The organism is Micromonospora foliorum, assembly GCF_022229015.1.
GTDB classification, from domain to species: domain Bacteria; phylum Actinomycetota; class Actinomycetes; order Mycobacteriales; family Micromonosporaceae; genus Micromonospora; species Micromonospora foliorum.
The window spans coordinates 20,052-34,721 of record NZ_JAKKFF010000339.1 but is presented as its reverse complement, the minus strand read 5'-3'; the positions used below and the strand labels follow the sequence as shown (position 1 = coordinate 34,721).

Sequence of the window (14,670 nt, the reverse complement as noted above, 5' to 3'; positions counted from 1 at the left end):
CCGGGTCCACCCCCGGGTGGTACGCCGCCGCGACGACCGCGACCGCCGTCCCGGCGGCTGCCGGATCCGCGAAGCCGAGGCGATCGGCCAACGCCTGCAGCGGTACCGGCCGGGCCAGTTCCCGCATCACGTCGACGCGGTCGCCGGCGCGGTCGAGGACGTCCATGGTCAGCCGCGCCGCATCGTGTCGCAGGTCGCCCGGGTCCAGCGAGGCCAACGCGCTCACCGCGACCGCCCGACGGTCGGCGTGCCGCCGCGGTGAACTGAACCGGCTGACGGTGGCGCGCAGCCAGGCGAGGGTGCCGGGCGGACCGGTCTCGACGGCCGGCACCTGGAACGCCGGGTCGGTGAGTGCCGCCCGCACGTCGGCGTGCCGGGTCACCCACCAACCGCGCTCCGGTTCGAATGAGGGCGGCCCACACGCCGGTGTTCCCGGGGCGGGCGCGATGTGCGGCCAGTTGTCAGTCACCGCCCGACCGTAGGGCCGGAACCTTTCGCCCCGCACCGAACGATCCCGCCGCAGTGACCTGCGGGCCGCCGGTCAGGCGCGGCCGCTGGTGGGCGGCGGGGCTGCCGGCGGGTCGAGGGTGTGTTCGGGGACGGCCAGGGCCACGGCCAGGCCAGGGCGGCCGGTGGGAGTGAGACGGACGGCGCGGCCGGCGCCCCGGCTGAGCCAGCCCAGGTCGGTGAAGCGGCGGCAGAGCGCCGCGCCGAGTGCTCCGGCCAGGTGTGGGCGGCGTTCGGTCCAGTCCAGGCAGTCGCGGACCACCGGGCGGCGGGCGGCGCGCAGCACGTCCACGGGTACGCCCAACCCGGCCGCCCAGGCCCACCCGTCGGGCGTCAGCGCCAGCCCGCTGGACCGGTCGAGTCGACGCTCGCCGAGCAGCGCGTCGTACATCAGCACTCCGAGCCGCCCGGCGAGGTGGTCGTAGCAGGTCCGGGCGTACGCCAGGGAGGCGGTGGCGGTCGTCGCACGCAGCGACCCGGTTGGTGTGGGCGTGGCCGGGGCGTGCCCGGCCAGGTCCTCGATCAGCTGGGCCACCGACGGCCCGGCCAGCCGCAGGTAGCGGTGCCGGCCCTGCCGTTCCTCGACGAGGAGCCCTCCGCGGACGAGCCGGGTGAGGTGGTCGCTGGCCGTCGACGGGGCGACCCCGGCACGCCGGGCCAGCTCACCGGCGGTCCACGCCCGCCCGTCGAGCAGCGCCAGGCACATTCCGGCGCGGGTGCCGTCGGCCAGCAGGGCCGCCAGCTCGGCCATTCCCCGGCCGTCGGTGCCAACGCTCATCGCCCCAGTCTAGAAAGGCAGGCGCCGAGCCGGTGAACAGCGACCGGGGGGCCTGCGTCACGTGGACGGAGGCCCCCGGGGCTGGTGGTGCTGAGAATCAGGCCGGCGGCGTCGGGATGAGGTGCGCGGCGAAGCTGACCGCCGACGGGGTCACCTTCGCTGCCGCCATCCCTCCGGGGGCGGCAAACCGCCGGTCCAGCGCGATGGTGGTGTTGTTCCGGTTGCGGTAGACCACCACGAACCCGGTCCCGCCGGAGTTCTGGATCGGCGCGACGGTGGGATCGGTGGCGGCGGTGGCGGCGGTCGGGTCGCCAGGGTTCTCGTACAGGCGCAGCCACTCACCAAAGGTGCCCGAGCCCTGTTCGGTCTCGTACACCCGGTACATCTCGTTGTCGGCGCCGCGGGCGACGACGACGATCCGACCAAGAGCCGGGTCGATGATCGCGGCCGGCGACCCGGCCGCGGTGAACGTGCCCACCGTCTGCCAGGTGCTCGGCCAGGCCCCACCCAGTTCCTGCTTCTTCAACAGCAGCGAACCGTCGGCCGCACGCGCCACCACGGCGGTGCGCGGGCCCTGGATGAGGAAGGCAGCCGGCACGCCGGTCACGTTCCCGCCCAGGTCGGTCCACCCGGTGAGGGCGCCATCGGTCGAGTAGACCGCCGTCTTGATGGTGCCGGTGCTGGTGGTGGCGACCAACTGGACCCCGGTGCCGAGCGCGACAGTGGCGAGGCCACCGGCGAGGTCGACGTCACCCAGGCTCTTCCACGACGCGGTCGTCCCGGTCTGGCGGTAGTGCCAGAGGCGGCCGTCGACGTCCACGCCGAAGATCACGCTCGTGCCGTCGGCGAGGGTGACCGCGACCGGCGGGGCCGCCATGGTCGCGCCGAGGTTGCCGGTGGTCGCCCAGGTCGCGGCGTTCGCCGCCGTCTGGGCGCCGGCCCAGACCGTACCCGTGGTGTGCAGGGCACTGATCTGCGTCTGCTTGCTGGCGCCCAACACGTTGAGCGCGGGTTGCCCGGTGAAGGCTTCCGCGCCGAACAGCGGGATGTGCTGGACGCTGCTGAAGTCGTCGGGGTTCTGCTGGTGGACGACCCGCACCTGACCGATGTTGTCGGTGTGCGCGTACACGATGGTCCCGAGCGCGCTGCCTCCGCTCGGCTCTCCCTGCAATGCCGCCGAGCGAGAGAAGGACGCCACTGGCAGGAACGGCATCGGGTCGGCGTACCAGCCCTGCAGGTCGACCACGACGTGCACGGTCCCACTGCTGGCGTTCTTGATCCGGACCTTCCCCTCGGTGCCCAGCTTGGTCACCACGAGGCTGGACCGGGCGACGTGCGCGGCGGGGAAGTTGGTCGTCGACGCGGTGTTCGCGGCGCTGCCCAGCGGCGTAACGGTGAAGAACCCGTCGACCGTGGGGGCGACCGCGTGCACATTGAGGACAGCGGCGGCGATGCCACGGGTCGGCAGGCCGTTGGTGCCTGCGACCGCGACATCGACGGTGCCGTTGGCGGGCACCGGCTGGGCGCCAGTGGGGAAACGGCTGTCGTACAGGGTGGTCGCCGGCACCGGGCGCAGGCCGGCGCCGGTGGTCGGGCTGCCGGTCCAGTAGCCCTGGACGGTGATGGCGACGTGCACGGCCGGCCCGCGATTCTCCAACACCACGGAGCCGCCACCGCCGGGGGTCAACTTGACGACCATCCCCATCGAGGTGGCGCCCTTGGCGTAGTCGATACCGGTCTCCGCGACCGCGCTCGACCCCACGGTCAACCAGCCGTTACTCGTCGCACCGATCACCACGACGTCCAGCATGACCGCCGTCGCGGAACTGGGCACCAGCCCACCACCGGAAATGTTGGCGGTACGCGTCCCACGGGTGGGCATCATGCCGGCGGTGATCCCCTGCCCGGTCCGGCTGTCGACCACCCGGGCGTGGTTCACCGGCACGAAGCCCGAACCGGTGCCACCGGTGGCGGTGGTGAAGTAACCCACCACATCAACTCTGATGTGGACGTCGCCGCCCGCGTTGCGCACCGCGAGTTTGCCGTTCGTACCGGGCTGGACCACCGCCGAGTTGGTCATGACCTCACCGATCGAGGCGTTCATGGCCGAAGCCTTCGGGTCCGTCAGGTCCGAGTAGATGGACAGGAACGTGTTGGCGGTCGGGTAGATCGCCGTCACATCGACCATCAGCGCGCTGACCCCGCTGCTCGGGATACCACCGATGCCGACGGCGGTGAACGTGGTGACGGACTTGGCGCCCCGAACACCGGTGGTGCCGCCGGTGCCGTCCCGGGTGTCCAGGAGGGTCACGCTGTCGATCGGGACGAAGTCACCACCCCTGCCGGCGGCGTCAGCGCTGACTGCGGTTGGCGCACCGGCGATCAGTCCGGCGGACAGAAGCGCAACGAGTGACGACGCGATCAACTTCTCGGGTCGCAGCCATTCTCGGATCCGATGGAACAAAATCCTCATCCTCATCTCTAATCAAACAAATTTGATGACAGATCGGCCACGACGACCTCCACTTCAGGCAAAGAAGATCCGGTCAGGAATCCCGGTATCCTCGCGTTCCTGCAGCAACGGCGATGGTTCAGCCGGCGAGATACCGACTTCAGCCCAATAGACGCGACCAGCGACGACATAATCGGTGGCCCGATCGTGCCGGAGGAGGAACATCGTCAGATCGGGCCACGCCCTCCCCAGACGTGCCTCCTCGGCGGCCTTCTGCTCGGGCGTTGCCCTTCGAAGATCAAAATCCCGATACACGTCTGACACACATGTGCGCGATACGTCGTGGAACACCAGATCTAGGACCCGGAGGTCGTCGACCTCAGGGTCGCCAACGAGGCCTCGAATGTGCAACCTGCTGTGGCCCACCGCTATCGACCACGGTTTCACAAGCCCTTCGATTCGCAGGGGCAAATCTCCTCGTACAAGCCGCTGCTCAGCCAACCTTCCTCCAATCACCGAACCGACGGTTATATCGGAAGAAGTTAACCTTGTCCATCATGCCCGCGGCGTCAACCTCAAGCAGTTCCCACTGCGTGTCAAGCCGCAACCCCTCCTTTGTGGCGCGTGCGTTCGCAAGAGCCTTGCCGACACCGCCGTTGCCGCCTGGAAGGCCGTCGAGCATGAAGGAAATCTCCCCTTCACCACGCGAGGCACGGCCAATCGCGGCAGTCACTTCATCACGCCACGTAGCACTACGCGCACCCAATAGATGCCGGGCCCCCACCTGATCGGCAAAGTCCTTCAGCCCGAAGTCACGCCGCCCGAGAGCCACGTGGTCCAAGGGTCCGATGAAGTCGCCGCAGTTGTGCACCAGGACCGGTAGGTCGACTGCAACCACGTAGTACGTGTGGAGCCCGTCGACGGTCAGGTTGTAGACCTGCTGCCGTTCGGTCCACTTTCGAGTGAAAACCACAGAAGCTGGCCGGTGGTCAGCCGTCTCGAAGACCGAGCCGCTCACCAGATCCTTTGCCTCGACCCAACGGCCCTGATTGGCAACCCAGAACGGGTGACCACCCGTAGCGGTCAGCTTCGCCGTTCGATCGCCCGTCTTGCTGTCAGTGTCGACAGCGATCTCGACGAGATCCTTGCTGCCCGCGCCGACGATGAGCGCCGTAACCGCACGCTTCTCGGTACGTCCGGTGGTGGGATCGGTTGCGAGAACCATGTCGCCGACCTGCACCTGGTCGATCCGCTTGGAGCTGCCGTCCGCCATCAGCACCCGGGTCTCGCCGGTGAAGCTGTTACTGGAGCACTTACCGAGCAGGCCCCGACCAATACTGCGGGCCTCGCCCATGCCCGCGTTCAGCGCCTTGCTGCCAGCCGACCGCAGACCGCCGCTCAACCCGCGGATGCCCGCACCCAGCGCCTGGCCACCGATGGAGCCGAGCGCGCCACCGAGGGCACCGGTGAGGCCGCCCATGGCGGTGGCGCCGGCGAGGTCCCAGCCACGCTTGCCGTCCATGTAGCCGGTGACCGCCGAGCCGACCGCCCCGGCGAGCGCCCCGCACGCCACCGCACCGACACCGGTCCAGCCGATGGCCGCGCCGCAGCCCAGGCCGACGACGGCACCGACGGCGAAGCCGGCGATCTCGGCGGCGTGCTCGTCGACGAACTGGGTCGCCTTGTCCCACATCTTCTCGGCGCCCTCGACGAGCGGCGCCAACTTCTGTGCGGCAGCCAGCCAGAGGTTCTGTTTGAACTTCTGTGGGTCCTGGATGGCCATCGTGGTGACCGCGACGACGCTCGCCGCCATCTTGAAGCCGGTGGAGACCACCTTGCCGAGCGCGATGAGCGGCTTCGTCAGGGCCTGGATCACCGGCAGCTTGGTGAACTTGACCGCCTGTTTGATGGCCGACTTCGCGGCGGCGGTCACCGCGACCTTCGCCTGGTAGATGCGTTGGGCGACGACCTTGGCCTGTTGTTTCGCCCAGTCGGCGGCGCGAGCCAACTGGTTGTACCCGCTCCGGAGCGCACTGCCAACGATCTTGACCGCGTTCACGGCCTTGTTTGCGATCCACTTCGCGCCGTCGGAGATCACCCGGCCGACCGCCTTGATGCCGGACCAGGCGTAGTGAACGGCGGTGGACACGAAGTTCCGGGCGTAGTTGAACGCCGTGGTCGCGCCACTGACCACGTTGGAGACGGTGTTGCTCACCGCGCTCGCGGCCCGCTTCACCCAACGCGGCCAGTGGCCGTCCGGGTCGTCGAAGTCCAGCGGGGCGCCAGCACCGTAGGTGTAGCGGTTGGCCAGGATCGAGTCGCCGGAGGTGTAGTTGACGCTGTCCCGCGAGGTGAACGTGCCGGTGCCGGGCTGGTACCAGCGGGCGCCCATGTCGACCTGCCCGGTGTCCGGGTCGGTCCAGTCCCCCTGGAAGCCGAGCCGGCCGGTGCTGCCGGTGCTGGTCACCTTCTTGCCGAACGGGTCGTACGCGGTGGAGTCGTTCAGGGTGGACAGTTGGGTGTCGGCCGGGTCGATGGCCGCCACCACGTCACCGTGGGCGTCGGTAAGCGACAGTCGCTTGTTGGCGGCCTGGGCGGTGGCGAGCAGTTCGTCGTTCGGGCCGCGGCCGTAGTACTCGTACCCGTCGTGCACCACCTCGTCGCCCAGGCCGGCGTAGACGAAGGAGTTGCCGGTCCGGGAGGCGACCCGGTCCAGGCCGTCGTAGGTGTAGGTCTGGTCCTGTGCCCCGGTGAGCCGGTCGAAGGCGTCGAACGAGAACTGCTCGGCCAGTCCGGAGCTGGTGCGGGTCCGCAGGGTGCCCCGCGGGGTGTACGCGTAGGTGTAGTCGCCGTCGGAGAGCAGCCGGTTGCGCTCGTCGAAGGTCGCGGTCTTGGACCCGGCCCGAACCCGGTTGCCGCTGGCGTCCCAGGCGTACGTGACGGTCCCGGCCGGGCTGGTCCAGGAGATCAGCCGGCCGGCCTTGTCGTACCCGTAGGTGTTCGCGCCGGCGCCGGCGGTGCCGGTGGTGTTCTTGCTGGTGAGGTGGCCGTTCAGGTCGAAGCCGTAGGTGACCGAGGCCACCGTCTGACCACCCGCGTTGCGCAGCACGTCGCTGGCGACCCGCCCGTAGTCGTCGTAGCCGAAGGTGCGGACGCGGCCGGCGCCGTAGTCGACGGTCTTGACGTCACCGGCGGCGTCGTAGTCAAGCTTCTGCTGCTGGCCGGTGATGCTGTCGGTGAGCGTGTCGAGGCGACCCTTGATGTAGCCGAAGGTGGCCGTGCCGGTCAGGTCGGTGCGGCTGGTCACCCGGCCGTCGTCGTTGTAGTCGAAGCTCGCCGTGCCGGACGGGCCGGCGGTGGACAGCAGCCCACCCCGGTCGTTCCAGCTGTACGTGTTGCTGCCACCGGGGGCGTTGACACTGGTCAACCGGCCGTCCTGGTCGTAGTCCAAGGTCCGGGTCGCGGTCGGCGTGTCACCCCCGGAACCGGTCTCCACGGTCAGTCGACCGGCCGCGTCGTAGGTCCGCGTGCGGCTCACCCCACCCGGGGCGCTGAGTCGCACCGCGTTGCCGTCGGCGTCGTACGCGACGGTCCACGTGCGGTCCGCGGCGGCCGGGTGGGTCGCCGTGGCCGGCTCGATCGCCGACTCCGGCAGACCCAGAGTGTTGTACGTGTAGATGGTGGAGTTGTTGCGGCCGTCGCTGTAGCGGGTGCGGTTACCGGCGGCGTCGTACCCGAACGTGGTGGTGATCGGGTCCGTGTCGGTCGGCTCGACCTGCTTGACGAGCTGGTCCGCCGCGTCGTACTCGTAGGTGGTGATGGTGTTGTAGGGGTCCTTCGACGAGGTCATGTTGCCGGCCACGTCGTAGCCGTAGGTCTGGGTGCGCAGGACCGTGCCGTCGGCCTTGAGGTTGAGGGTGCTGACCCGGTTGCCGAACTGGTCATACCCGACGCGGGTGGTGCGGCCGAGGCCGTCGGAGACCCGGACCTGGCGGCCGGCGAAGTCGTAGCCGAAGATCGTGGCCTCGCCGGTCGGCGCGGTGCTGCGGGTGATGTCGCCGGCCCCGTTGAAGGTGTTGACCGTGGTCGCCCCGGTCGGGGACGACGACGAGGTCAGGTTGCCCGCGTCGTCGTAGGCGAGCTTGCTGACCAGGTTGCGGGTGGTCGGCCGACGCTCGACGACGGTCTGGGTGACCTGCCGGTCGAGGTCGTCGTAGGTCGACTCGACCCGGGCACCGGTCGGGCCGGTGACCGAGAGGACCTCACCGGTGCGGGTGTAGGTGTAGCGGGTGAGCGCCCGGTCGTCGTTGGTCTTCGACGGTTCGTCCCGGACGGTCAGTCGGTTGAGCTGGTCGTAGGTGTAGCTGGTGGTGCCCGCCGGGTCGGTCTCCTCCAGCACGTTGCCCAGGGCGTCGTAGCGGCGCTTGTGCTCGGGAGTGACCGGCTGGGAGACGCCGGGTGCCTGGTACGTCGGCGCGAGGCTGCGCACGACCCGGCCGAGCTTGTCGTACTCGGAGGTGGAGACCCGTCCGAGTGGGTCCTTGACCGCGACCTGCTCACTGAAGGTGTTGTAGCCGACCGTGCTGGCCGGGTTGGTGGGTACGGCCGGGTTGCCGTCGCTCTCGGCGAGGACGGTCGGGCCGCTCTGCCCGACCTGACGGCCCAACTCGTCGTAGCGGAAGGTGCTTGTGTACTTCGCCTTGTCGGCGCCGCTGACGTTGCCGCGCGGGTCGGTGACCGAGGTACGCAGACCGCGACGGTCGTACGTGTAGCTGGTCACCCTGGTCTCGCTGCCGGCGGTGACCTTCTCGGTGAGCACGTTGCCGGCGTCGTCGTAGGTGTAGTCGACGACCTCGGAGGTGGCCAGCACCTCCCAGTTCAGGTTCGACGGGTTGCCGGTCCGGACGGTCTGGGTGACGTTGCCGTTGAGGTCGTAGGTGAAGGTGTTGGTGCGGCGCACCCCGGTCGGGTCCAGCACGGTGCTCTTCACCTTGCCGGTCTTGTCCGGCGTGTGGTCGGTGATCTGGGTGCCGTTGGCGCCGACCTTGCGGGTCACGTTGCCGGCACCGTCGTAGGTGTTCTGCTCCACGACGTAGTCCCGCTTGGAGCCGTCAGGGTTGCGGAAGTCCTTGAGGGTGATCTTCTCCAGCAGATCGTCGCGGTAGTACTTGTACTCCAGTCGCCGGCCCATGGCGTCGGTGTCGCTGGCCAGCCGCCCGGCGAAGTCGTACGAGTAGGAGTGCAGGACCAGGTAGTCGCCGGTGCCGGTGCCCGGGCTACCGGCCGGGTCACTGCGCCAGTCCCGCAGCCGCACCTCGGCCACCTTGTTCTGCGCGGTGTACGCCCAGTCGTAGCGGTTGCCGTTGGCGTCGGTCATGGTCGTCTTGTTGCCGAACCGGTCGTACCCGTAGCTGGTCTCGTTGCCCTCGGGGTCGACGACCCGGACCGGCCGGCCCTCGTCGTCGTAGTCGGTGCTGGTGACCCGCTCGGGATCCCCACCGAGCAGGTCGGAGACGGTGACCTTGGTGGGGTTGCCGTCGGCGTCGTACTCGTTGACCGTCCGGCTCTGGTGCTGCTTGCCGGTGACGGCGTCGGTGGTGACCGGGCCGGTGACGGTGGCGACCCGCGAGTGTCCGTCGTAGGTGATCGTGGTGGTGACACCCGCGGGATAGGTGTCGGAGACGACCTTCTCGGTGATCCGTCGGCCGAGCGCGTCGTAGGTGTACTCGGTCACCAGCCCGGACGGCTCGGTCACCTTGTACAGGTCACCGTTGGTGTAGTACGCGTAGCGGGTCACCTTGGCGCGCCCGTCGGAGCTGGTGGCCAGCAACCCGGACGGAGGGATGCCGTTGATGCCGGCTTCCGCGCCCGTGGTGTAGGTGTGGTTGACCGTGCTGCCGTCGGGGTTGCCCTGGCTGAGGAGCTGACCGGTGTAGTGGTACGAGAAGGTGGTCCGGTAGTTGTTGTCGGTCGGTCCGCTGGAGCGGCCGTCACGCTGCTCCACCGCCAGGTCGACGCGCGGGTCGAACTGGTCGGTGATGGTGGTCGAGTAGGTGTAGTAGTTCGTGAAGCACTGGGTGGACGTACGGCAGCTCTTGCGGGTGGCGAGACGACCCTTGCTGTCGTACGTCATCTCCACCGTGTCACCGTTCTCATTGGTGACCTTGCTCTGCTGGCCGTCCTCGTTGTAGGAGAACGAGCGGATGGCCATACCGTCCAACGGGTGCCGCACGAAGACCGGCCCACCGGAGTCGCCGGGGATCACCGTGCAGAAGGCCGGGTCGTTCGGGTCGGGCTGGGTGCAGACCTCGGTCGGCGGCGGGGCCGGCGTCGGGCTGGTCTGCCCGGGTCGGTCCTCCTCGCGGGTCTCCAGCCCGAGTGGGGTGCCCGAGCGCAGCAGCCGACCGGCGAGCGCGTCGTACTCGTACAGGTAGGGGCGGTTGGCCGGGTCGAGGACCTGGACGCTGCGCCGCAGGTCGGTGTCGCCGCCGTAGACGGTGGGCTGGCCCACCTTCCAGGTGCCGCCGTTGTCGTCGGTGTACTCCTTGACCCGGTCCGTGGCCGTGTCGTACTCGACCTCGGTGGCGACCCGGCCGCTGGGCAGGGTGACCCGGGTCAGCTGCTGGGCGGCCGGCTTGGCGTGCTGGAAGTGGGCCTTGGCCGTGTCCGGGCCGATCGGGTGGGAGTAGACGGCGACCTCGTCGATCGTGCCGGCGAAGTTGCGCTGGGCGGTGCCGCCCCAGGCCGGCCAGGAGTTCGGTGTGGTCGCCGACGCGAGGCCGACCTGGTTGAACGTCAGCAGCGAGTGCTCGATCGGCTGCCCGGCCAGGTCACCGACCTTGACCCCGTCGAGGTACATGGTCTGGGTGTTGGCCATCGCGGAGAGCACCACGTGGTGCCACGTGTTGTCGTTGACGGTCCTGCCCGAGGTGATCGGTGCGATCGTGCCGGTGGCGAACTGGCCGCGCAGTTTGCCGTCGGTGCCGGTGTAGAGCAGCGGAACGCCGCTGGTGGCGGCGGTGCCGACGGCCTTGTCCTGGTAACCGATGAGCGGGCCACCGGTCTGGGTCAGGCCGATCTTGAACCACAGCTCGACGGAGACGTCGCGGCTCTTCTTCACCAGGCCCTTGGGCAGTTCGAGGTACGCCGAGGTGCCGTTGAAGGCGGCGGCGGTGCCGTTGGTGCCCTCCAGCACGCCGGGCTGGCCCAGGGTGACGTTGTTGCGGTACGTGCCGGCGTCCTTGCCGAGGTTGATCGCCACGTCGCTGGCCGCGCCGGTGCCCTCGGCCTCGCCGAGGTGGTAGTACGAGTCGGGCTTGGCGTCGAGAACGGCGGTGCGGTAGTGCGAACCGACCGTGTAGTCGTAGTTGGTGCAGGCGGACTCCGGGCCGCAGACCTTCGTCAGCAGGTCACCGTTGTAGGTGTAGTTCCAGGTCAGCCTCGCGCCGTTGACCTGGTCGGTGCTGACCGTGGCGATGTGGTTGCCGTTCCACGTGAAGGTCAGCGAACGGCCGGCCGTGTTGGTCTGGCTGTTGGAGACCTGGGCCTTGGCGAGCTTGCCGGTCATCGGGTCGAAGGTCAGGTTGACCGAGTGCCCGGAGTTGTCGGTGATCTTCTGGAGTTTGTTGAGCAGGGAGAACTGGTAGGTGCTGCCGGAGCGGTCGACCAGCTTCCAGTTGCTGCTGTCGACGGTGAGTTTCGCGACACGGCCCGGCGGCGGCGCGTACGTGCCGTCCGGGTTCTTGCCGAACCGCACCTCCTGGCCGTCCGGGTAGCGGACCACCACGTTGCCGGTGCCGTCGTTGTCCGGGACCAGTGTCATGTCGTACCGGCTGGACCAGCCGGCGCCGAAGACGCCGGTCGTCCGCGGGTCGAGGCTGTTGTAGGTGCGGACCAGGTTCAGCTCCGGACCGACGGTCACCACCGTGGCGTCCACCGCTGAGGTGGCGAAGTTGCCGGTCTGAGCGTCGAACTCGCGGCCCTGCTCGGCGTTGGGTGAGGTGGCGATCCGGGACAGCAGGTCCGGTTGTGGCACCGAGCTGATCATCGTCGAGTACGGCGAGATGACCTCGTTGGCGCTGTCCTTGACGAAGGACCGCCACAGGTAGCTCTTGCCCCAGACCATCCGGCCGGCGGGCACCACCCAGGACTGCCTGGCCTGGTAGCCGGAGTTGGTGCAGTTGGTCGCCGCGCCGGCGTCGGTGCGGTCGCAGATCTCGAACTTGAACGACAGGGTGGCACCGGGTGCGGCGTCGGTGTCCACGGCCCGGGCCCAGAGCAACGGGGTGAGCGTCGGAGCCTGGTAGCCGTTTTCCGGGTAGAGCTCCTGCACCACCGGCGGAACGTCGAACACCTGGAGCACGATCCGACCGGGTGGCACCTGGTGGTCGGTGAAGACCACGCCGCCGGTCCGCACCATGGTGAAGTCGAGGAAGTAGGAGCCGGGCTCCAACCGCTTGACGGTCGCGTCGAGGGTGACCTTCGCGCCACGGGCCAGGGTGGTGGGCAGGTTCGCCGCCCGCTGCTGGGTCACCGCGGCGCCGGTCTGCGCGTTGTAGACCCGGTACGCGAGGTAGTAGTTGGCCGGCGTCCACGCCTCGGCGCCGAGGTTGGTGACGGTCACCTTCACCTTGCCGTCCTGGTTACGCAGGACGGGCGGCTCGGGGGTGGGCTTCGGGATCGCGTACCCGGCGTTGTACGGGCTGTGCGTGACGTAGAGCGCCGGGGGGTTGGCGGTGCCGGTACCGGCGAACTTCTTCCACGCCGAGGTGTCGGTGGTGGACGCGCGCAGCGAGAGACCGTTGTTGGCCTGCTGGCCGTTGACCCAGCGCTGCACCAGATTGCGGCCGGCGGCACCGAGGTCGAACATCTCCCCCGCCGCCGGGCAGGCCGACTGGGACTGGCCGAGGGCGACGTACCCGTGGGCGAACGAGCGGCTGACCAGCGAGCCACCCACCGCTGGCCCGGGGTACGAGTAGCCGGTGCCGGCCGACCACGACCCGGTGACCGGGTGGACGGTGACCGCGCGTGCCTTGCAGGAGGCCGCGTCGAAGTTGACCGCAGAGAGCGCCGCGCCGTGGATGGTGTGGTTCTGGAGTCGGCTGACCAGGTCGCCGAACTTGAGGTAGGCCGCCGCGTTGGACCCACCGGAGCGGCCGACGAGCAGCTCGCTGCTGCCGGACGTGGAGCTGTCTCCGTGCACGTACATGCTGCTGTCGGCCTTGACCGCGTCGACCGGCGGGCCGACCGTCGGGTCTACCTCCACCGGGTACCGCCGGGCCGGGTCGGTCAGCCAGGCCCGGTCGGGGGTGACCTTCAGCGCCGTCTGCCCACCCGTGGTGACCAGCTCGTAGGCGACCTTGGTGGAGGTGGCGGGGCCATCGGTGCCCGAGCCGGCGTCCACCATGTAACCCGGCGGGATGACCCCGCGCTGATGCCCGTCGCGGTCGCTGAGGGCGACCTGACCGTCCACCAGCTTCGCGGTGAGGTTGCGCAGGCTCAGCGGGAACACGTACGAGGTGGGCGCCTTGGCCGAGCGCAGGACCAGGGTCTCCTTCACGCCACCGGCCCGGGGCTCCAGGCGCAGGTCGACGTCGGGGCGTACGCCGGGGTAGGTGACGGCGTTCCCGTCCGCCCGGCCCGGTGCGTTGGTCGCCTCGGCCAGACCGAAGCCGAACTCGGTCTCACCGTCGAAGCTCAGCCGGGCCACCTGGCCCGCAGCGCCGTTGCCGGCGAGGTGCAGACCGACCGAGTCGGCGGCGGTCCCCCACCCGTCGGCGGCCGGCACCAGAGTGTGGTCGATGGGCGCCCAGGTGCCGTCCGGCTTGCGGTAGTTGACCGGGGCGGAGGAGAACTCGGTGGTCTGGGTGCCGTCGGCGTTGTCGAACACCCGCTGGTTGACGCCGCGCTCGGCCGGCCGTTCCCGGCTGGTCCGCTTGTCGAAGCCGCGGGTGTCGTCGACGGGTGCGGTCGCCACCGACGCCTTGTTGCGTCCGGGGGCGGGCTTGTCGGCGAGCTTGTGCAGCGGGTACTGCCCGCGCTGCGACTTCGGCAGGTCCCGGTTGGGTCGTCCGGGCGTCACGTGTGCCTTGCCCGCCGCCGAACCCCATGCCTGGGTCGGCTTCGTGCCGCCACCTCGACCGGTGGAGGCGACACCGTCACGGTCCCGAGCACCGCCCGCGGGCAGCGCGGTCACTCCACTGCCGCCCAGGTTGAGCATCAGCACGCCGGCCAGGGCGGCCGCCAGGACGGACCGGGTGGTGCCGGAGCCGAACACCGAGCGTTGCCGGGGTAGCCGACCACGCAGATCGGTCAGCCGACCGCGCGGGTCGGGCAGACGCCGAATGCTGAAGGACATGGTCACCCCTGGATCGAGGACGGGCTGAAGCGGAGAGAGGCAGGCGAGAGCCGCGAGACCGGCGACGGTCACGCGGAGCCGTGGATGATCGCCGTTTCCTTCACGGGCACGGCGGAACCACGTCGACCCATCGGTCGACGAAAATTTCAGGAGAAACGAAGAGGCAGATCGGGTGGACGGAACTCACGTCGGAACGGGTCGCCCAACAAATCGGGTATCGCCTCGGCACGGCAGAAAGCCGCCAGGTTCGCGGTCACAGCTTCACACCCCCGTGTGCTGCTACTTGTCGATATGCCGCTGTAGGTTGCAGCACGCCCAATCGGCTGTCAAGCCGCAGCGGCGGAGGTCTTCCTGATCAGCGCTACGACCTGGGGCGATTACTTTCCGTCAAGACCGGAGTCATTTAAAGGCTTAAGTCCGTTTGCTCCTCGCGTCGACCAGGCTCCGGATGTCCATCATGGACGCTGCCGAAGTCTACGAGTCGGACCGAGCTTCCACGCTTGGCAGGCGACCCGTGGTCGTGCATGATGGGCCGCGACCGTGGTGGATGAACCACTCGCCGCGCACAGTGAATTC

At 69.3% G+C, this 14,670-nt stretch carries 4 protein-coding genes and 1 pseudogene; all 5 read right to left on the bottom strand.

Annotated features, from left to right (window positions below; genetic code table 11):
* Positions 1–469: pseudogene (locus PSH25_RS23580) on the bottom strand (cytochrome P450); the annotation flags it as partial.
* Between the two features lie 72 nt (positions 470–541).
* Positions 542–1,285, bottom strand: a complete 744-nt coding sequence (locus PSH25_RS23575) for an ArsR/SmtB family transcription factor (protein WP_238661148.1) — start codon at positions 1,283–1,285, stop codon at positions 542–544.
* 97 nt (positions 1,286–1,382) lie between these two features.
* Positions 1,383–3,596 carry a DUF8189 domain-containing protein gene (locus PSH25_RS23570; protein ID WP_238661147.1) on the bottom strand — a complete coding sequence of 738 codons (2,214 nt, stop codon included), beginning with the start codon at positions 3,594–3,596 and terminating at the stop codon, positions 1,383–1,385.
* Between the two features lie 216 nt (positions 3,597–3,812).
* Positions 3,813–4,061: a hypothetical protein gene (locus PSH25_RS23565; RefSeq protein ID WP_238661146.1), complete on the bottom strand. Its 249-nt coding sequence runs from the start codon at positions 4,059–4,061 to the stop codon at positions 3,813–3,815.
* A 169-nt stretch (positions 4,062–4,230) separates the two neighbouring features.
* Positions 4,231–14,094: a DNRLRE domain-containing protein gene (locus PSH25_RS23560; protein WP_238661145.1), complete on the bottom strand. Its 9,864-nt coding sequence runs from the start codon at positions 14,092–14,094 to the stop codon at positions 4,231–4,233.
* Positions 14,095–14,670 lie beyond the last annotated feature (576 nt).

Excerpts from the sequence above, each read along its gene's own strand:
- PSH25_RS23575 (WP_238661148.1), bottom strand. The coding sequence starts at position 1,285 with ATGAGCGTTGGCACCGACGGCCGGGGAATGGCCGAGCTGGCGGCCCTG.
- PSH25_RS23560 (WP_238661145.1), bottom strand. The coding sequence starts at position 14,094 with ATGTCCTTCAGCATTCGGCGTCTGCCCGACCCGCGCGGTCGGCTGACC.